General features: G+C 64.8%; 14 protein-coding genes and 1 tRNA gene. 6 read left to right on the top strand and 9 right to left on the bottom strand.

Annotated elements, in window-relative coordinates; all coding sequences use genetic code 11:
• Positions 1 to 203: 203 nt before the first annotated feature.
• The 3 genes from gltB to AC2IR1_RS01405 all read right to left on the bottom strand — a co-directional run bounded on the left by gltB (position 204) and on the right by AC2IR1_RS01405 (position 7,075).
• Positions 204 to 4,742, bottom strand: a complete 4,539-nt coding sequence (gltB, locus tag AC2IR1_RS01415; RefSeq protein WP_486474504.1) for a glutamate synthase large subunit — start codon at positions 4,740 to 4,742, stop codon at positions 204 to 206.
• A 53-nt stretch (positions 4,743 to 4,795) separates the two neighbouring features.
• Entirely contained in the window at positions 4,796 to 5,533 is a 738-nt protein-coding gene (locus AC2IR1_RS01410; RefSeq protein ID WP_486474503.1) for a hypothetical protein, read from the bottom strand.
• Positions 5,534 to 5,635: 102 nt separating this feature from the next.
• Positions 5,636 to 7,075 (bottom strand): NAD(P)-dependent oxidoreductase, encoded by a 1,440-nt coding sequence (locus AC2IR1_RS01405; protein ID WP_486474502.1) that lies wholly within the window; start codon positions 7,073 to 7,075, stop codon positions 5,636 to 5,638.
• A 228-nt stretch (positions 7,076 to 7,303) separates the two neighbouring features.
• On the opposite strand from AC2IR1_RS01405, the gene AC2IR1_RS01400 reads away from it, so the two are divergent.
• A complete protein-coding gene (locus tag AC2IR1_RS01400) occupies positions 7,304 to 8,131 on the top strand; it encodes an undecaprenyl-diphosphate phosphatase (RefSeq protein ID WP_486474501.1) in 828 nt (275 codons plus the stop codon).
• Between the two features lie 77 nt (positions 8,132 to 8,208).
• Here AC2IR1_RS01400 and AC2IR1_RS01395 read toward each other — a convergent pair whose 3' ends face one another.
• Positions 8,209 to 9,198, bottom strand: a complete 990-nt coding sequence (locus tag AC2IR1_RS01395) for a complex I NDUFA9 subunit family protein (protein WP_486474500.1) — start codon at positions 9,196 to 9,198, stop codon at positions 8,209 to 8,211.
• Between the two features lie 182 nt (positions 9,199 to 9,380).
• Between AC2IR1_RS01395 and AC2IR1_RS01390 the strand changes: the two genes are divergently transcribed.
• From AC2IR1_RS01390 to AC2IR1_RS01375, 4 genes are all read left to right on the top strand, one after another.
• Positions 9,381 to 9,466 (top strand) — tRNA-Leu (locus AC2IR1_RS01390).
• Positions 9,467 to 9,643: 177 nt separating this feature from the next.
• Positions 9,644 to 10,243, top strand: a complete 600-nt coding sequence (locus tag AC2IR1_RS01385) for a HupE/UreJ family protein (protein WP_486474499.1) — start codon at positions 9,644 to 9,646, stop codon at positions 10,241 to 10,243.
• Entirely contained in the window at positions 10,233 to 11,057 is an 825-nt protein-coding gene (locus AC2IR1_RS01380; RefSeq protein ID WP_486474498.1) for a hypothetical protein, read from the top strand. The genes AC2IR1_RS01385 and AC2IR1_RS01380 overlap by 11 nt, the downstream gene beginning before the upstream one ends.
• Positions 11,058 to 11,293: 236 nt before the next feature.
• The gene (locus tag AC2IR1_RS01375) at positions 11,294 to 11,929 is read left to right on the top strand and encodes a hypothetical protein (protein WP_486474497.1); all 636 of its coding nucleotides are present in this window, start codon (positions 11,294 to 11,296) and stop codon (positions 11,927 to 11,929) included.
• A gap of 34 nt (positions 11,930 to 11,963) precedes the next feature.
• On the opposite strand, the gene AC2IR1_RS01370 is transcribed toward AC2IR1_RS01375, so the two are convergent.
• The 5 genes from AC2IR1_RS01370 to AC2IR1_RS01350 all read right to left on the bottom strand — a co-directional run bounded on the left by AC2IR1_RS01370 (position 11,964) and on the right by AC2IR1_RS01350 (position 18,351).
• Positions 11,964 to 12,281 (bottom strand): hypothetical protein, encoded by a 318-nt coding sequence (locus AC2IR1_RS01370; RefSeq protein WP_486474496.1) that lies wholly within the window; start codon positions 12,279 to 12,281, stop codon positions 11,964 to 11,966.
• Positions 12,282 to 12,284: 3 nt separating this feature from the next.
• On the bottom strand, positions 12,285 to 13,928 hold the full coding sequence (locus AC2IR1_RS01365) for a caspase family protein (RefSeq protein WP_486474495.1): 1,644 nt from the start codon (positions 13,926 to 13,928) through the stop codon (positions 12,285 to 12,287).
• A gap of 21 nt (positions 13,929 to 13,949) precedes the next feature.
• The gene (locus tag AC2IR1_RS01360) at positions 13,950 to 14,498 is read right to left on the bottom strand and encodes an OmpA family protein (protein ID WP_486474494.1); all 549 of its coding nucleotides are present in this window, start codon (positions 14,496 to 14,498) and stop codon (positions 13,950 to 13,952) included.
• A gap of 450 nt (positions 14,499 to 14,948) precedes the next feature.
• Entirely contained in the window at positions 14,949 to 16,604 is a 1,656-nt protein-coding gene (locus tag AC2IR1_RS01355; RefSeq protein WP_486474493.1) for a caspase family protein, read from the bottom strand.
• 379 nt (positions 16,605 to 16,983) lie between these two features.
• The gene (locus AC2IR1_RS01350; RefSeq protein WP_486474492.1) at positions 16,984 to 18,351 is read right to left on the bottom strand and encodes an aminotransferase family protein; all 1,368 of its coding nucleotides are present in this window, start codon (positions 18,349 to 18,351) and stop codon (positions 16,984 to 16,986) included.
• A 205-nt stretch (positions 18,352 to 18,556) separates the two neighbouring features.
• Between AC2IR1_RS01350 and pdxR the strand changes: the two genes are divergently transcribed.
• Positions 18,557 to 19,990 (top strand): MocR-like pyridoxine biosynthesis transcription factor PdxR, encoded by a 1,434-nt coding sequence (pdxR, locus tag AC2IR1_RS01345; protein ID WP_486474491.1) that lies wholly within the window; start codon positions 18,557 to 18,559, stop codon positions 19,988 to 19,990.
• Positions 19,991 to 20,111: the final 121 nt, after the last annotated feature.

Here is a 20,111-nt window from a genome sequence, read left to right as displayed (position 1 = left end):
GCAGAAAGTGCCCTCACGAACGTTACAACCCATGGAACCCGTTGATTTAAATATGTAATTTTTTGCACGACAATTCCGTGAAGCCGTACTGAACAGTTCAGTTTTAGCTATTGAAAGCCGAAATCCGCTGTCAGACCAAAAAAAGAGGGCCCGCCGTGGCGGACCCTCTTGACTTCTGAACTTCGGAGTATATTGCGCCGAAATTATTCAGCAGGAACAGCAGCTTCCTCGTTCGAAAGCGGGTGCGCCAGGTGCTGGAGCATCTCTTTCGGGCAGATCTGGAGGAAGTTGCCCTTCTCCAGCTCCCAGTGCTGCAGGATGTCCCGGGCCTTGCGCGAACCGGTTTCCTCGGCGTGACGCTCGATGAGTCCCTTCAGCTGGGTTTCCCAGTGATCCACGGTCACCGGGCAGGTCACCAGGGTCTCCTTGTTCATCAGCTTCTCCGCCACGCCTTCCGGATCGTAGAGGTAGGCCATGCCGCCGGTCATGCCCGCGCCGAAGTTGGCCCCGATGGAGCCCAGGATCACCGCGACGCCGCCGGTCATGTATTCGCAACCGTTGGAGCCGCAGCCCTCGATCACCACCTTCGCGCCGGAGTTCCGCACTGCGAATCGTTCGCCCGCGCGCCCGGCAGCGAAGAGGTAACCATCGGTCGCCCCGTAAAGCACGGTGTTGCCGATGATCGTATTCTCCGACGCCACCAGCGGCGACTGCATCGAGGGACGCACCACCACGGTGCCGCCCGACAGGCCCTTGCCGACGTAGTCGTTGGCCTCGCCCGCGACCTCGATCTTCAGGCCCGGGGCCGCGAAGGCACCCAGCGACTGGCCGGCAGAGCCTTCCAGCTTGACCGTCAGGTGATCGGGCTGCAGCGCGTTGCGCATGCCGAAGGCCTGCACGATGTGGCTGGACGTCCGGGTGCCCACCGTCCGGTGCGTGTTCTGCACCGCGTAGGACAGCTGCATCTTCTCGCCATCCTTCAGGAAGCGCGCGGCATCGCGGACGATTTCGGCGTCCAGCGTGTCGGGCACCACGTTGCGGGGCTTCAGACGGTCATAGACGATGTCCTTGGCGCCATCGACGGTGATCAGCAGCGGGTTGAGGTCCAGATCGTCGAGGTGTTCCGCGCCACGGCTCACCTGATGCAGCAGGTCGGCACGGCCGATGACCTCGTCCAGGGACTTCGCACCGATCTCCGCCAGGATCTCCCGGACTTCCTGGGCGTAGAAGGTGATCAGGTTGACCACCTTGTCGGCCGAGCCGGTGAACTTCGCGCGCAGGCGCGGATCCTGGGTGCAGACGCCCACCGGGCAGGTGTTCGACTGGCACTGGCGGACCATGATGCAGCCCATGGCGATCAGGGCGGCGGTGCCGATGCCGTATTCCTCGGCCCCCATCATCGCGGCCATGACGATGTCGCGACCGGTGCGCAGGCCACCGTCGGTCCGCAGGGTCACGCGATCCCGCAGCTTGTTCATCGCCAGAACCTGGTGCGCCTCGGTCAGGCCCATTTCCCAGGGCAGACCCGCGAACTTGATCGAGGTCGCGGGCGATGCGCCCGTGCCGCCGTTGTGGCCGGAGATCAGGATGACATCGGCCTTCGCCTTGGCAACACCGGCCGCGATGGTACCGACGCCCGAGGAGGACACCAGCTTCACCGTCACCTTCACGGTCGGGTTGATCTGCTTCAGGTCATAGATGAGCTGGGCCAGATCCTCGATCGAGTAGATGTCGTGGTGCGGCGGCGGCGAGATCAGCGTGACACCCTTGGTCGAGTGGCGCAGGCGGGCGATCAGGTCGGTCACCTTCATGCCGGGCAGCTGGCCGCCCTCGCCGGGCTTGGCGCCCTGGGCCACCTTGATTTCAAGCTCTTCGCACTGGTTCAGGTATTCGGCGGTGACACCGAAACGACCCGAGGCCACCTGCTTGATCTTCGCCGACGGGTTGTCGCCGTTGGGTTCCGGCACGAAGTGTGCCGGATCTTCGCCGCCCTCGCCCGAGTCGGACTTGGCGCCGATGCGGTTCATCGCGACGTTCAGAAGCTTGTGCGCCTCGGGCGACAGCGCGCCAAGGGACATGCCGGGCGTGACGAAACGCTTGCGGATCGAGGTGATGCTCTCCACCTCTTCGATCGGGATCGACTTGCCCATGGGCTTGATCGCCAGCAGGTCGCGCAGGTGGATCGGCGGGTTCGCCTGCATCCGGGCGCTGTACTGCTTCCAGATCTCGTAGGAGGCCCGGTCACAGGCCGCCTGCAGCATGTGCATGGTCTGGGCTTCCCAGGCGTGGGTCTCACCCGACTTGCGGGACTTGTAGAAACCACCGATGGGCAGAACGTCCTGGCCGTGCTTCCAGCCGAGGCGGTGCACTTCTTCCACCTTCTTCTGGATACCATAGATGCCGATGCCCGAAATACGGCTCAGCATGCCGGGGAAGAACTCGGCACAGACGGCGCGGGACAGGCCCACGGCCTCGAAGTTCAGACCGCCGCGATAGGACGAGATGACCGAGATGCCCATCTTGGCCATGATCTTCAGCAGGCCCTGGTCCACGGCTTCGCGGTAGCGGGCCATGTTCTCCGTCAGGGTGCCATCCAGCAGGCCGCGTTCGATGCGATCCGCCAGGCTGTCCTCGGCCAGGTAGGGGTTCACGATGGTCGCACCGGAAGCGATCAGCACCGCGAAGTAATGCGGGTCGATGCATTCCGCCGACCGCACGCCGATGGAGCAGAAGGTGCGCAGGCCCTTCTGGGTCAGCCAGCTGTGCACGGCAGAGGTCGCCAGGATCATCGGCATGGCGACCTTGTCGGGGCCCTGCTGGTGATCGGTCAGGATGATGTGGCCCCCACCGGAGCGCACGGCATCTTCGGCCTCCTGGCGGATACGGTTCAGCGCATCACGCAGGGCACCGCGTTCGCCGGTGGCCGGGAAGGTGCAGTCGATCTCGACCAGTTCGGCGTTGAAGTGGTTCTTCAGCTCCGCGAACTGGGCATTGGCGACAAAGGGCGTGTCCAGGACCAGGATCTCGGTCTGGGCGCTGCTTTCATCCAGCACGTTCTTCAGGTTGCCGAAGCGCGTCTTCAGGCTCATCACGCGGAATTCGCGAAGCGAGTCGATCGGCGGGTTGGTCACCTGGCTGAAGTTCTGGCGGAAGAAGTGGCTCAGCGGGCGGTACTTGTTGCTGAGCACGGCAGAGGGCGTGTCATCCCCCATGGAGGCAAGCGCCTCCTTGCCGTCCTCGGCCATGGGCGACAGCATGCTTTCCAGTTCTTCGACGGAGTAGCCCGCCGCGATCTGGCGCTGGCGCAGCTCCGCCCCGGTGAAGATCGGCGCTTCCTCGACCATGCCCAGGGCTTCGTCGAGTTCCACGATCTTGCCGACCCAGTCACCGAAGGGCTGGGAGGCGGCGAGCTTATCCTTGATCTCCACGTCGTGGTAGAGCTTGCCCTCGAAGGTATCGACGGCCAGCAGCTGCCCCGGGCCAAGCGCGCCCTTTTCGCGGACGGTGGCTTCGTTCGTGGGCACCATGCCCGCTTCGGAACCCGCGATCAGCAGGCCGTCGCCGGTCACGACGTAACGCATCGGGCGCAGCCCGTTCCGGTCGGTGCCGGCGCAGACCCAGCGGCCATCGGTCATCGCCAGGGCGGCGGGGCCGTCCCAGGGCTCCATGACGGAGTTGCAGTAGGAATACATGTCGCGCCAGGCTTCCGGCAGCTCTTCCGCCTGCTTGGACCAGGATTCGGGCACCAGCATGGTCTTGGCCATGGGCGCGTTCCGGCCCGCGCGCACCAGCACTTCGAAGACGGCATCCAGCGCGGCGGAGTCCGAGGACCCGCCGGGGATGATCGGCTTGATGTCTTCCGCCATGTCCCCGAAGGCCGAAGATGCCATGCGGATCTCGTGGGACTTCATCCAGTTGACGTTGCCCTTCAGCGTGTTGATCTCGCCGTTGTGGGCCAGCATGCGGAAGGGCTGCGCCAGCCACCATTCCGGGAAGGTGTTGGTGGAATAACGCTGGTGATACAGGGCGAAGGTCGACTCGAACCGTTCGTCCAGCAGGTCCGGGTAGAAGACGGCGACCTGTTCGGCCAGCATCATGCCCTTGTAGATGATCGACCGGCAGCTCAGCGAGGCCAGGTAGAGCCCGTTGATATGGGCGGCGGCGGCGGCCTTCTCGATCCGGCGACGGATGACATAAAGCTCACGCTCAAAGGTCTCTTCGTCGACACCCTTGATGTTGGAAATCAGGATCTGCTCGATTTCCGGCCGGGTCGCGTTGGCCTTTTCACCCAGGCAGTCGATATCCACCGGCACGTGGCGCCAGCCGTAGATATAGTAGCCCATCTTCAGGACTTCGGTTTCCACGATCGTCCGGCAGGTTTCCTGGGCGCCGAAATCGGTGCGCGGCAGGAAAACCTGGCCCACGGCCATCAGCTCATCCTTGCGGGGCTCATGGCCGGTGCGCTTGATCTGGTCGTAGAAGAAGGGCACGGGGATCTGCACGTGGATGCCCGCACCGTCGCCGGTCTTTCCGTCGGCGTCCACGGCACCACGGTGCCAGATCGCCTTCAGCGCGGTAATCCCTGCCTCGACCACCTTCCGCGACGGTTTCCCGTCGATGGAAACGACAAGACCCACACCGCAGGAGGAGTGCTCATGCTCCTCGCGGAAGAGACCGTTCTCTTCCATCCACTTGCGCTTGGCTTGTTCGGCGGCGGCCCAATTCGCGTCGATCTTGGTCATGTAAGGCTCTCCCTTGGCCGATATGGCGGTCATGCGGGGAAGGCGGGGCGTGATCAGCCCTGCTCTCCGGCGGTTTCGGTCTGGCCATCCTCTTCGGACAGCGCGTCTTCACGGCGGTAGACCCCCAGGGGGTTCAGCGCCCAGCGCAACTTGCGCGCCTGGTTGAGGAAGGCACGTTCCAGCACCTCCCCCGTCAGTCCCGCGTCATCCAGCATCTCGGGCACGGTCATGCCGTTGGTGGGCAGGATGAACTGGCGGATGTTCGGCTGCAGGGGGAAGCTTTCCAGGTGGGCGGCCTCTCCCGGCGCTTCGCCGTGGATCAGGTAGTAATCGGTCTTCTCACCCAGGACTTCGCCCAGGTTGTGCAGGCGCAGGTCTTCCAGGCTCTGCCCTTCGGGGATCGCCCGCGCGGGCATTGCGAACAGCGGGCTCAGCGCCAGGGCCACCTTCACGTCCAGGAAGGCCGGCATGGCCAGCGCCATGAACCCGCCCATCCCCTGGCCCAGGGTCATCACGTTCTCCGCCTCGCATTCGCGGCGGTAGGCGCTCGCCCATTCCACGATCTCCTCGACCAGGCGGTCACCGTTCAGCCAGGTGTCGTTCGGGTCCGCGAAGAACAGCACGTTGTCCCGGCCGCCATGGCTGGCCGCATGGGCAAAGGCCGCCATCGGCGCGCCACCCTCCTCGCTGTCCCAGAAGGACAGCACCAGCCGGGCAGAGGTCCCGCGGTAGAGCCAGACCTTCAGCGCGTCCCCATCGGACACAAGAGAGATGTCGAGTTCGTCAGCCATGAATACCTGCCCGCCGCCGGGCCGTCTGTGTGAATGTCGGAGGTCCTGCCGTCCCGGGCGGCGATCGCCCGGGTCTTTGCATGTCGCTTCGCTGTCGCGGGCTTACTCGGCCGCGACGGCCGGGGTCGCCTTCAGATCGTCCAGGATCGCGGCGGCGCAGTCGCGCCCGTCGCGGATCGCCCAGACCACCAGGGAGGCGCCGCGCACGATGTCGCCCACGGCATAAACCCGGTCGAGAGAGGTCCGCCCGGTGCCGAAATCGGCGCGCACGGTGCCCCAGCGGGTCACTTCCAGGCCCTCGGCACCCCAGAGCGTCGGCAGGTCTTCGGGTTCGAAGCCCAGCGCCTTGATCACCAGGTCGGCATCCTCGGCATAGTCGCTGCCCTCGATCACCTCGGGGGACTGACGGCCGGATGCGTCGGGCTGGCCCAGGCGCATCTTCTGGATCATCGCCGCGCTGACGTTCTCTCCCTCGGTGGCAAAGCCGACGGGGTTGGACAGCCAGACGAACTCCACGCCTTCTTCCTCGGCGTTCTGCACTTCGCGCTGCGAGCCGGGCATGTTCTTCCGGTCACGACGATACAGGCATTTCACCGATTCCGCACCCTGGCGGATCGCGGTGCGGACGCAGTCCATGGCGGTATCGCCACCGCCGACCACCAGGACCTTCTTGCCCTTGGCGTTCAGCTCGCCGTTCTCGTATTCCTCCACCACGTCGCCGAAGCTGACCTTGTTGGAGCAGGTGAGGTAGTCGATGGCGCGCACGATGCCCTCGGCACCCGAATTGGGACCGCGCAGGTCGCGGGTCTTGTAGACGCCGGTGGCGATCAGCACCGCGTCATGCTTGCCGCGGATCGCGTCGAAGGTCAGATCCTCGCCCACGTTGCAGTTCAGCACGAATTCGACGCCCGATTGTTCCAGCTGGTCGACACGGCGCATCACCACGTCCTTTTCCAGCTTGAAGCCCGGGATGCCGTAGGTCAGCAGGCCCCCGGCGCGGTCGTAGCGGTCATAGACGGTGACCTGCACGCCAGCACGGCGCAGCATGTCGGCCGCAGCCAGGCCACCGGGGCCCGCACCGATGATGCCGACGCTCTCTTCACGCTCCACCTCGGGGACGACGGGCTTGACCCAACCGTTCTCCCAGGCGGTGTCGGTGATGTATTTTTCGACAGAGCCGATCGTCACAGTTCCGTGTCCGGATTGCTCGATCACGCAGTTGCCTTCGCACAGACGGTCCTGCGGGCAGATACGGCCGCAGATTTCCGGGAAGGTGTTGGTGGCCTGGCTGACGGCATAAGCCTCTTCCAGGCGATGCGTCGCGGTCAGGCGCAGCCAGTCCGGAATGTTGTTGTGCAGCGGGCAGTGCGACTGGCAGTAGGGCACACCGCACTGGCTGCAACGGCTGGCCTGCTCTTCGGCTTTTGCCGCTGCAAACTCAGCATAAATTTCGTCAAAGTCATGTGCGCGCACGTTCGCGTTCCGCTTCTCGGGCGTCTCGCGCTCGACGGTCACGAATTTCAGCATCGGTTGCTTCGCCACGGCCAACTCCTCTGTCGCACTTGCTACCTGGTTCGGGGCCTTCTACAGCAGGTCCCGCAATAAGAAAAGTCAGAACTGCTGACTTATATTCAAGCTTTATGTGAAGCTCACCCCTCAGACGGGAATTTTATCGCGAAATTTAGGTCCGGTTTGCGACCAATTAAAAATCTTTCCATTCAGGATCAAGCCTCTAATCCTAGGCGCATCTTTACCTCCCCAGGACTTCCCATGCCCCTCTTTCAGCTCCTCCTTCTTGCGATTATTCAGGGTATTACCGAGTTTCTTCCGATTTCCTCCTCCGGCCACCTGATTCTCCTGCCCAGCCTGACGGGCATGCAGGACCAGGGTCAGGTGATCGACGTCGCCGTTCACGTCGGCACGCTGGTCGCCGTGGTCATCTATTTCTGGACCGATGTCCGCGAAGCGATCAAGGGCCTGCCCCGGCTCAGCTGCGGCAAGGCGGATACCCCCGGGTCCAGGCTTGCCCTTCTGCTGATCATCGCGACGATTCCCGGCATTCTCTTCGGCCTCTTCCTCGCCACCACCCATATCGACGACATGCTGCGCTCCGCCGCCGTCATCGGCTGGACCATGCTGATCTTCGGCGTGGTGCTCTATATCGCCGACCGGCGCGGCGACACCGGGCGCCAGGCAGAGGAATGGACCCTGAAGGACGCCATCAAGCTCGGCTTCTGGCAGGCCATCGCGCTGATCCCGGGCACATCCCGGTCTGGCATCTGCATCACCGGCGCGCTCTTCGGTGGCTTCGACAGGCAGGCCTCCGCCAAGATCTCCATGCTGATGTCGATCCCGATGATCATCGCCTCCGCGCTCTACATCTCCGGCGAAGTCATCGCGACGGCGGACGTGCAGGATGCGATCGACGGCTCCATCGCCGCGGTCTTCTCTTTCCTGTCCGCCCTGCTGGCCCTGTCGCTGATGATGAAGCTGCTGAAATCGGTCAGCTTCACCCCCTACGTGATCTACCGTGTCGCGCTCGGCCTCTTCCTGCTGTGGTGGGCCTACATGGGCCCGGGCGCCGGCAGCACCCTGTGACATGCGAAAGGCCCGGCAATGCCGGGCCTTTTTCTTTCGGGCCACCTTCCTTTCGGGGCCGTCTTCCGTTCAGGGCCTCAGATCTTCAGGTTCTTGGCCGATGCGGTCATCGCCGCATACTGCCCGGAGGGGCGGAAGCTATACAGGTAGTCCGGCAGGATCACTTCCGGCGCGGAGGGCACGATGCCCAGCGCCTCGAACCCGGCCGCATCGGGGCTGACCACATTGTCCTGCGCCAGCTGCTTCAGCTGATCCCGGGTCAGGGTGGAGTTGTGGAACACCCCGCCCGTCAGCGACTGCAGACCATCCAGCACACGCGCCGCCAGCCCGGCCAGCCAGCCCGGCATCGCCATGATGCCGCGACGCCGCTGGATCACCTTCAGCATCAGCTGGATCACCTCGCGGAAGGTCATCACCTCGGGCCCGCCCAGCTCGTAGATGCCGCCGGGGGCCGTGCCCAGCACGCCCTTTTCGGCGGCGGCGGCCACGTCATCCACCCAGACCGGCTGGAAACTGGTGTCCGCGCCGACGACCGGCACCGCGAAGGAGGTCTTGGTCATCCGCGCGAAGCGGTTGAAGAAGTCATCCTCGGCGCCGAAGATGACAGAGGGGCGCAGGATCATCGCGCCGGGCATGGCGGCCAGCACCGCGGCCTCCCCCCTGGCCTTGGACTGCGCGTAAAGGCTCTTGCCCTCCGCATCGGCACCGATGGCCGACAGGTGCACCATCCGCGCCACGCCCTCTGCCGCGGCGATCCGGGCGATTCGGCCCGCGCCCTCGGCCTGGACGGCTTCGAAGTTGTTCTTGCCCTTGGCGTCGAAGGTGCCGACGCAGTTGACCACCGCATCCGCGCCCCGCGTCACCGCCTGGACAGAGGCATCATCGCGAATGTTGCAAAAGACCGGCTCCACCTGGCCGACGACGCCATAGGTCCGCACGAACCCCGCGTTTTCCGGGCGTCGCACCGCGACCCGCACGCGCCAGCCCTGCTGCGCCATCCGTCGCGCGATGTACCGCCCGACGAATCCCGAGCCGCCGAAAATGGTGACAAGCTTCGATTGGGGCATGCAAAGATCCTCCGGCTGATCGAATTCCTATAGGTTCCTAGCCCTGCTTTTCCTTTCGGGCAAGGCACATGGCCATCTGCGTACCACGTCGACCCCGGTTTACCGGCAGGAGTTTCACAAAATCCGAAAAAACCTCGTTGACACTCCCCGGCCACCCCCATATATCGCCCTCCACGACACCGGCCCAGGTGGCGGAATGGTAGACGCGCTAGCTTCAGGTGCTAGTGTCCGTATGGACGTGGAGGTTCGAGTCCTCTCCTGGGCACCACTACCCAAAACCCCGTGAAACCCCTGGTTTCACGGGGTTTTTGTTTGTGCCGACCAAAGGCATAACCGGGATACAATCGCCACGAAGTGACCCCCCGTGACCCCGCGACGCATGCGCCGGGCTTGCAAACGGCGTCCGCGCGGCCCTTTTAGATCCGGTACAACCACAGGCCCGACCATGCGCGATACTCCCCGCCAGATTCTCGTCACCGCTCTGCTGATGGCGCTGGCATCGCCGGCCTCGGCCCATGTTGTCGCCACCGGCAGTGGCGGGCTGGCTGCGGGATTCTCCCACCCGTTCACCGGCTACGACCACTTCCTCGCCATGTTCGCCGTGGGCCTCTGGGGCGCACAGATGGGCGGACGGCAGGTCTGGACCCTGCCGGTGGCCTTTCCCCTGATCATGATCTTCGGCGGAATCGCCGGGATCGCGGGCCTCGGCACGCTGCAGATCACGCCGCTGATCGAAACCGGGATCGCCCTGTCGATCCTCGTGCTGGGCCTGGCAATCGCCGCGCGCTGGCACCCGCCGGAATGGGCGGCCCTGGCGGTGATCACCTTCTTCGCCCTCTGTCACGGCTATGCCCATGGCGCGGAACTGCCGCTGGCGGCCTCCCCTTCGGACTACGCGGTGGGGTTCGTCGTGGCCACCGGCCTGATCCACCTGATCGGCATCGGCGCGGGGCTGCTGCTCCTGCCGCTCTGGCAGGGCCGGGTCTGCCGCCTGCTGGGCGCGCTGATCGCCGTCGCGGGGGTGGGCTACCTTGTTGCGGTCTGAGCTGAAGCGCTACCTGCACAACCGGCATGCCCCCGCCGTGGCCCTGGCCACGGTGCTGCTCTTCGGCGCGGCCAAGATCGGCCTGCTCGCGCTGATCTCGCCCGAGGCGGGGCGCTGGCTGCTGCGCTCCGGGCTGAACCCGGCGTTGCTTCTGCCCTGCCTGGCCCTTGGCCTGGGGATAGATGCCGCCACCCGGATCCGCCGTGACGGCGGCATCGCCCCGATATTCCCCATGGCGACCAGCCTGGGCTGGTTCCTGGGCCTCCTGTCGGGCTTCCTCACCTTCACGCCGTGGCTGGCCCCGTCCTTGGCCCGATGGGACCTGCTGCAGGACGTGACCCTGGGCCTGGAACGCCACCACGCCCTGCTGCTGCCCGCCATGGCCATGGCCACCGGCATCGCCCTGGCCCCGCCGCTGCGCCTGACCCGCTGGCTGCTGCCCCTGGCCGCGCTGGCCTGCGGCGCGGGCTACGGCGTCCATGTGCAGCTGACGATCCCCGCCGGCGATCACACCTGGGAAGTCGACATGATCGCGATTCTCCTGGCGCTCTGGATGCCCACGCTGGGCGGCGCGATCACCAGCGCCCTGCCCCCGCGCGCCCGGGGCGTTTCCGCGCATGTCGCGGGCGCCTGGCTGCTGGCGATCGGCGCGCTCACCGGCGGGCTGACCCTATGGGGCCCCTCCCTCCCTCCGGTCGCGCCCCTGCCGCAACCGTCGGTGACCGCCCCCGCCACCCCCCTGCCCATCCCGCAAAGCTTCCCCAGCCTTGACCAACCGCAGGCGCCGGGCATGGGCGACACATTCCAGCCCTGACAGGCTACCGCCAGAGAACCACCACACCGGGCGACCGTTTGTGCCGCAAAAGTTGCGCAGTCGGCCCAGACACCTTGAAGATCGCCCCCTTTACCCCAGCGCCCCTTGAACTGCGGGCGAATGACAATGAAAATGCGGTGAACAATTTGACCCACGTGAAATTTCTCAAGACCCCCACAGAGCCCGAGAAGCCTCGATAGACCGGCAGGGTTCCCGAACTCCAGGCTGTCGGCGCAATGGCAAAAGCATCTGCCCCCCATCAAACCGCGGGTGACGGCACCCCGCAATCCGCTCTCTCGACCCTCGAAGCGATCCTCATCGGGGAAAACCATTTCGTCGAAGAGATGCGGAAAAAACTATTCAACAGGCCAGGTTATGGGCCCGAAGACTTTCCCAGCATCTCCAGCCGAAACGGACATGACCAGCTCATTCACCTGGCCCAGTTCTACCTCACGATTGAAGCGACCAAGCTCAACGATCCGAAATCCGTTACGCGTTTCCTGCGGGCCCACAATGAACAGATCCAATCCGAAATAGATCTGGACCCCACCGCGGAAAATATCGACGACATGAAGCATTGGATCTTCAAACCCGCACGGATCGCGCAGGTGCAGATGACCGTTTCGGAATTGGGCCGCGCTGTTTTCTCGATCAGCGAGCTCGGCTACCTGATGTTCGAAATGATGGCACCCGGGACGACAGAAGACCTGCTCACTGATCTCCTGCACGGCAAGATGATGCACAAGCCGGATGATACCCCCCTGGGCACCGACCCGCACAGAACCTTCGTCTGGCCCGACCCCTTCCTGATCAAGACCTATCGCGACGGTCTGAACATGACCGCCAGGATGATCCGGGACGCCGCAACCTGAGGCCCGCCCCCCTCAAGGCCCGGCGGCCGCCAGGTCATTGGTCCAACCCGCCCGCTTCCCGGATCCGCGCAATCAGCTTCAACGTCTTCTCGGGGGAGCTTCTGTAGGCTTCGTTCAGAAAAGGATCTTCCTGGATCAGCTTGCGATCCTGCTCACCCAGGTCGGCGCGGCTGCGGCTGCCCTCGGGATCAAACGGCGCATAGACGAGGTCTTCGAGCTCGGAACAGAACGCCGCCTGTGCGCTCGGGTCGTCCAGCCCGAAATCCGGGCACTCCTGCGCCATCGCCTGTGTCAGCGTCAGGCAAAGCGCGGCAACCGCCCCGCCCGCAGTGCGAAATCCTGGCATGTTCAAACCTTATTTCTTGAGGCCCAGCCCCACGGCGACGCCCGCACCAAAGGTTGCGAGGTCCTTCATGAAGCCATTGTTCTTGCTGGACGAACTACCAGAGCTGGAGCTGTAGGTCGGGGTCGCCAGCGCAGAGGGGTTGGAGGCGAGATGAGCCCGGAACGCGGTTTCGGTCTGCGCCGTCAGCAACTGGAACTGGTATTCGTTCATGTAGCCGCTGGCCGTGAAACCATTCTGCGTCTGCCATCCCGAAATCGCCCGGCGCGAGTTTGCGCCAAGGGCCCCGTCGACGCCGTTGGTGCTGTTGCCCGAAAGGGTCAGCCGCAGCTGCAATTCCTTTCGCTTGGCGCGATCCATCCCGAGGGCCTCCTCTGTCGCGGCCGAACTGGGGGAGGCCAGAACATAGGAGGTGGGCTGCAGGACCAGCGGTGCCCGCACCATGCTGTCGCTCAGTGAAAACGTGCCCTGCTGCTGCCCGCTTCCTGCCTGCTGTCCGGGCACCTCCGGCGAGGTCATCTCCAGCGCGGCAACCTGGACACCCTCCGCACCCGTGGCAGGGCCAGGGGCCGTGGTGGCCTGTGGGGCCGCGGCCTGCAGGGCCGCGCTCCCCTCGATGCGGTTGATGGCATTCTGCGCCATGCCGGCGAACATGCCCCCCGGGAAGACCTCCAGGTAGGATCGGTAATCGGCCGCGTCGCCGCTCGCCTGGGCAAGTTCAAACATGTACTTCTGCACCTCTAGGTTGGCGGCCTGCCCACCTGCGGCCCCGACCCCAGCTGCGGCCCCCGCCCCAGCTGCGGCCCCGGCCGGCTGCGGCGCGGCAACCGTCGCCTGGGGAACTGCCATCGCAACCTGCTCGGGCTCGACCTCGGCTTCATAAAGGTACAGCGGCGCCGTCAGCGACATGTCGAACCGCGGACGCTGCTGGCGATCGGTCGATTCCAGCACCTCCTGCGTGATGAGAGAGGTCAGCGTGGCGAAATCGGTGTTCGGCGTCGCAATATGATTGAGCAGCGCGGTCGTGAAGGGCGAATTCTCCCCATCGCCATCCTGCGCCACATCACCGGGCTCCGTCGCATAGGCCACGATACTGCCCGCGGCAGAGACGGACTCCGTGGGAATTCGGCGCAACCCGCGTGTGCTGGCAGATCGCGACGCACCCTGCAGCGATGCCGCAAGCGGGCGCGACATCGGGTTGTCCCGGCAGGCATCGAGGAACAGCACCGTCACCGCGCTCGTCCGCTCCAGGTATCCCAGGATATCCGCGACGGGATAGACTTCGAACGACCAGGTGTCGGGGTCCTGCAGGGTCGCATCCACCGGAACCAGGTAATTTTCGCTGTCCACCGCGATGCCATGACCCGCGTAGAACACCACCGCCACATCCGCCTTGATGGCCATGCGCGCAAAGTCCCGCACCGTATCGCGCATTTCAAAGAAGGTCAGGTCCGTTCCCGAAACAACGTCAAATCCGATGGCCTCCAGCTTTTCGCCGACGGCCCGTGCGTCATTGGCTGGGTTTCTCAACTCCCCGCTGCTTCCGTAATCGCTGTTTCCGATAACCAGCGCGACCTTGCCTGCCGCCATGACGGCACCCGGGGCAAAGATTGACGCAAGGGAAATGACAAGGGCTGCAACCAACCTGAATCGCATTGGAACCTCCAAAATTGGAAATCAGTACAAAGGCGTCAAATTCGTGAATTGAATGCGGGAATTCTGCGCCGCGCCGGGGTTCATCATGTCGAGCGGCTGGCTCGACCCGTAGCCCACGGCGGCCAGGCGCTGCGGGGCGACATTGTAGAACCCGACAAGGTGACGCATGACCACCTCGGCCCGCTGCTGGCTCAACCCCTGGGCCAGCCCCGGGTTGGAAGCAGAGGCGACGTGCCCTCCGACCTGAAAATTCTGCCCGGAAAGGCGCGAATCGTTCAGCGCCGCCGCAACGGAGCGGAGCGCCGTCATCCCGGACGCGGTCAGAAACGCGGTATCCCCGTCAAAATCGATCGTCACCGCAACGGAGGCGAAATCCAGCGCGGCCGGGATCATCTGGGTCGCCTGGACAGTCAGACTGCCTTGCGACTTCAAGGACTTGACCACCGGTCCCGTATTGCCCGGCGCCATTTCCCGAACAAGCAACTCCGGCTCCAGAACCTGGGCCTTGGCAACCTGACCTGAAATGACAAAAGCCATTGCAACTGCAATGTATGCGTATCTAAAAACCATCCCCGACGCCCTTGGATAAAATATGTCCCACACCCTTTAGGCGGATTATCGATAACACGGGGCGAAAAATTAACGAAAGCGAATCTACCGTCGCGCCGCCTTTTTCACCAATCCCGAGGCGAGTCGAACAAATCATCACCGCTCCGCAGAAGAAATGCCCGTCGAAAAAATGCCTGTCGGGAAAATATCGGTCGGGAAAATACCTGTCAGGAAAATGGAAAGCCCCGGGGAGCCCCCTCCCGGGTAATGCCATTCGGTATCATCCGCACCCCGGCCAGATCTGCCGGTTCCTGCGGCGCACCAGCGGGATAGGCGCCTGATGTCCCTGCCGCCGGGATGAAGGAAATACCCCCTAGGCACCGCCTGCCTGCTAAGACCACCGGCGCCCCCGTGCATCCCCGCAACCGGGGCCTGCCGGGTCAGCCAGCCATGCCCCCATCAGGGCGCCGATCACCGGCCCCCGTCCGAGGTAAAGAACGGATGAACGGCGACGTGATGCGGCCGCCCCTGCAGGGCGAAGTGAAGGTCCTGCCAGAATTCGGGCACCGAGGTCAGCTCGTCATGACGGAACATGGCGCGCCGCACGGCCGGGGGCGGCTCCAGGGTCTCTATCGCGACGATATACTCTGCCCCGAAGGGCGGCGTCGCCTCCGCATCGAACTGCAGCAACTCCCTCGGATCTATCTCCCTCGGGTCGTCGTAATATCCCGTGCGGTCCAGCGGCGGAAAGCGCGGATAGATCCAGTAGATGACACCGGCGGCAGATATGTTGAAAATGCTGACGAAACGGGTGCGCCGGCCGCTGACGGTGATGCGGATCCCCTGGTCCTTGAAGTAAACCAGATCGCCGAAGGGCAAAGAGACGTCCAGATCCGTGTTCAGGCTGGCCCGCTGCAGCGCGCGCACCATGCGGCGCCCGTTGACCGCCTGCTGCACCTGGGCCTGCAGGTCATTGCCCGCCCCCCGCGACAGCTGCCGCAGGACATCGCCGCTGATATTGCGGATCTGGGCGCGTTCGAAATCGACCACAAGATCCTGCTCCGCCGGATCCGTCGTCAGCTTCACCCCGGTCAGCGCGGTCGGATAGAAAGGCCCCCAGGGGACGCCAAGGATCGAAAGCGGCACCTCCGGCAGGTCGTGGAACTGCTGTTCGAAGGCAGAGGTCGGAGGGGGCTTCTCCGCCCCGGTTGACGCAAAGACAGGCCGGTTTCCATGGCCCGGAGGATAGATTTGCGGCTGCTGCCGCCCCTCAAGCCGCGCCTTGATGAAGCGCCGCACGTGCACTTCCAGCTCTCCCTTGGAAATCACCCCGTCCCCGTTGCGATCCGCAGCCCCCCTGATACCGGAGGCAAAGGCATAGCTCAGCGCACCCCGGCTGCGGCCGTCGATCGGCACCTCCGGCACCTGCTGATCGTCCGGCACGGCCGAAAAGAACAGGGTCGAAGCGCCACCACCCTGCAGATCGTCCCGTCCGGCGCCGCCCCCCGGCGGCGGCGGTGGCGGGGGCGGCAGCGGATCATCGACCAGTTCCCCGTAGCGGTAGTATCGATAGGACAACGCCCCGGACGCATCGCCGCGCGTCACCGTCCCCGAATGGCAGCTGTCCGCCACCACGATGACAGAAATATCCGGCCGCAACGCGATCAGCTCGGCCAGTTCATCGTCGCGGATCCTCTCCCCCGCCGCCTCACCCTCGGGGGCAAAACCGCCCAGCAGCAGGGTTTCATCGCGACCATCCTCCTCCGTCTCGGGCCGCGCCGCGACTTCCGAACCGCCGTGCCCCGCATAGGTGACAACCAGCGTATCCCCCGGGGCGGAAGCCGCCGCCAGCGCCCGCCAGTTGCCCAGGATCGCCTCCCGCGTCGCCTGATCATTCAGGAGCAGCGTCACATCGGCGCCCAGGTCCCCGAGGGCCAGCGCCAGATCGGTCGCATCATTCACCGCCCCGCTGAGCGATCCGATATGCCGGTAGGAATCGATCCCGATCACCAAGGCCCGGATCTCGGCCTGCGCCGGGCCCGACGTCACCAGGACCCCACCCCAAAGCATGGCCCAAAGCATGACCCCCACCCGGATCATGCCGCGGATCCGGTACATCACTCCCATCAATGCTCCACCTCCGCTGCAGTGCATTCGGTCACGAAGGTAAACACCCCTGCGGGCCCTCGCATAGTCGCTTTCGCCCTCGGGGTCCTCTCCCGGGTCAAGTGGGGGCAAAGCCGTCTCATCACGGCCCAGCGGATGAACAATGCCGGGGCAACCCTTCCGCAAGCCGGGCGGCCCCCGCCACGGCATCCAACAGCGTCCGCTGCGTTAACCGGGCCGATTGCGGCTTTCTGCACCGCCGCAATACCGACGTGATACCGACGTTGTACCGACGTGCAAAAAAGACCCCCGGAGCCCTGTTAACCAAGGCTCCGGGGGCATGATTCGCTGCACTGCAGTACCGACGTTCGAAACGCCGGTGTCAGGTCTCGTTAACGGCTCAGCCGAAGACCTTGGTGAGGGAGCTGTCGATGGCGCCGACGATCTCGTCGATGTTGTCCTTCGTGGCGATCAGCGCGGGCGACAGGCAGAGGGTGTTGTTGAAGCCCGGCAGCGACCGGTTGGTCATGCCGATCATCACGCCCTGCGCGCCGCAGTTGGCGACGACCTGCGCCACCTTCTTCTCGTCCATCGGCTCCTTGGTGCCACGGTCCGCGACCAGCTCGGCGCCCAGGAACAGGCCCTTGCCGCGCACGTCGCCCACGACCTTGTGCTTCTCCATCAGGCCTTCCAGCTGCGCCAGGCAGTAGTCACCCATGGCGACCGTATTCTCCAGCAGCTTCTCGTCCTCGATGATGCGCATGTTTTCCATCGCCGCGGCCGGGCCTGCGGTGCAGCCGCCGAAGGTGCTGATATCGCGGAAATATCCCAGCGAGTCAGAGGCATCGTCCTTGAACATGTCAAAGACTTCCTCGGTGGTGACGCAGCACGAAATCGCGGCATAGCCAGAGGCAACGCCCTTCGCCATGGTGACGAAATCGGGCTTGATGCCATAGTGCTGGTAGCCGAACCAGGTGCCCGTCCGGCCGACGCCGCAGACCACCTCGTCGATGTGCAGCAGCACGTTGTACTTCTTGCAGATCTCCTGCACCCGTTCCCAATAGCCCTTGGGCGGGGTGATGACGCCGCCGCCGGCGGTGACGGGTTCCAGGCAGATCGCGCCGACGGTGTCGGGACCTTCGCGCAGGATCACTTCCTCGATCGCGTCGGCGGCCTTTTCGCCATAGTTTTCAACGTCCCACTGCTTCCGGTACTCCAGGCAGTGCGGCACTTCGACGAAGTCGGGCGCCATCGGGCCGTACTGCATCTGGCGCTCCGGCTGGCCACAGGCCGACAGGCAGCCGATGGTGGTGCCGTGGTAATCCCGCTCGCGGAACAGGATCTTGGTCTTCTTGCCGCCATAGCGCTTGTGCGCGATCTGCCGGACCATCTTGAAGGCCTTCTCATTGGCCTCCGAGCCGGAGTTGGCATAGTAGACGCGGGACATGCCGGGCATCTTCTCGATCAGCTTTTCGGAGAAGAGCGCGCCGGGGATGGACCCTGCCGAACCGGCAAAATAGTTCATCTTTACAAGCTGTTCGCGCACGGCGTCCGCGATGCTTTCACGGCCATAGCCGACGTTGACGGTCCAGACCCCGCCGGACACGGCATCGAGGTAGCGGGTGCCCTTGGCATCCCAGACATGGATGCCCTTGCCCTCGACGATCACGCGCGGATCGGAGGTCTCGAAAGCCTTGTGCTGGGTCAGGTGGTGCCAGACGTGGGCCTTGTCGGCGTCCACCACGTGGCTGAGGTCATTGTCGTACATCGTAAACTCCCGTTTGGGTCCTTGCTGCCAGAAAGCCGCGTGCCGCGCATCCGCGACAGGTCCAGCAGCCGCGAATACATGGAGCCACGGGCTTGCTCCCGCCCGGATCTTGGGCGAAAGGCAGGGCAAGGCGGGGGCTTGTCCCCAACTCCATCTATCCCGCTTCGCCGGACCGGCTATGATCCGGCGAGATAGGACCGAACCCATGCTAACCACCATCATCCGGGAAAGCGAAGAGCCGATTCAGTCGCAACTGCGGCGCGGAATCGTCGAATCCATTCACTCCGGGCAGATGCAGCTTGGGCAGAAAATGCCGCCATCCCGGCAACTTGCGGGGCAACTGGGCATTGCGCGCAACACGGTGACCGCCGTCTACGAAGAACTGGTGGCGCGCGGTTACCTCGATTCGATCCCCCGGCGCGGCGTCTTCGTCGCCCGCGACCTGCCGCCCGAACCCGCCAACCAGTCCGATACGCCCGCCGCCGCCGGGCTCGACTGGGACGCCGCGCTGAAGCAGCGACCCTCGCAGCTGCGCCACATCATCAAGCCGTCGAACTGGCAGGACTACCGCTATCCCTTCGTCTACGGCCAGGTCGATCCCTCGCTCTTTCCGATCAACACCTGGCGCACCTGCTCCCGCGATGCGCTCGGCCGCTCCGCGATCGACTGGTGGACCGCCGATCGCGCGGTGGAGGACGATCCCCTGCTGGTCGAACAGATCCGCACCCAGATCCTGCCGCAGCGGGGCATCTACGCCAAACCCGAAGAGATCCTGATCACGCTCGGCACCCAGGAAGGGCTCTACCTGCTGGCGCGCCTGCTGGCCCGGCCCGGCACGCGGGTCGGCTGCGAAACACCGGGCTACCCGGACAGCCGCAACATCATGGCGGCCGAAGGGGCTGATATCGTTGACCTTCCGGTGGACAGCGAAGGCGCGCGCCTGGATGGGCCGCGGCTCGACCTGGCCGTGCTGACGCCCGCGCATCATTGCCCGACGATGGTCACCATGTCCCCCGAACGGCGCCTGCAGGTCCTGGCCCGCGCACAGCGCGACGGGACAGTCCTGATCGAGGACGACTACGAGGGAGAGACCGCCGTCGCCAGCGACACGACCTCCCTCAAGAGCCTCGACAGTTCGGGCCACGTCGCCTACCTCGGCACGCTGTCCAAGGTTCTGGCGCCCGGCGTCAGGCTGGGCTTCATGGTTGCAGCACCCGCCCTGGTGGAAGAAGCCCGCTGGCTGCGCCGCCTGATCCACCGCTCGGCCCCCCTGAACAACCAGCGCACCGCCGGGATCTTCCTGGCCGAAGGGCATTACCTGGCCCTGCAACGCTCGCTGCGGTCGGCGCTGGAACGGCGACACGAGAAGGTCCTGGAAGGCTGCGATCGCTACCTGCCGGGCTTCCGCCGTTCCGACAGTCACGGCGGCTCCTCCGTCTGGCTTGAATGCCCGGAAGGCATCGACGCACGCGCCCTGTTCCGGGCCGCCGCCGCACGCGGTGTGCTGACGGAATCCGGCGATCCCTTCGTGGCCCAGGACCAGGCCGGCCGCTTCCTGAGGCTTGGCATGTCCTACATCGACGAACGCAAGATCGACGCGGGCCTGGCAGAGCTGGGCCGCGCCGTGAAAGACGTCTGAACCGGCAAGCCCCTGAAAAATCGCGACCTTCCCCTGGACCAACCCTTGGTCCCGGGCTGGACCTGTCTGGCCTGCCGCCCCCTGCATAGGGTTGCGCAAAGTCCAACAGCAGGAAGCCCTT

The sequence above is a fragment of the Pseudooceanicola sp. NS-SX8 genome, assembly GCF_057380755.1.
Note: the sequence above shows the minus strand (reverse complement) of the source record. Positions and strands in the feature narration are given on the sequence as shown.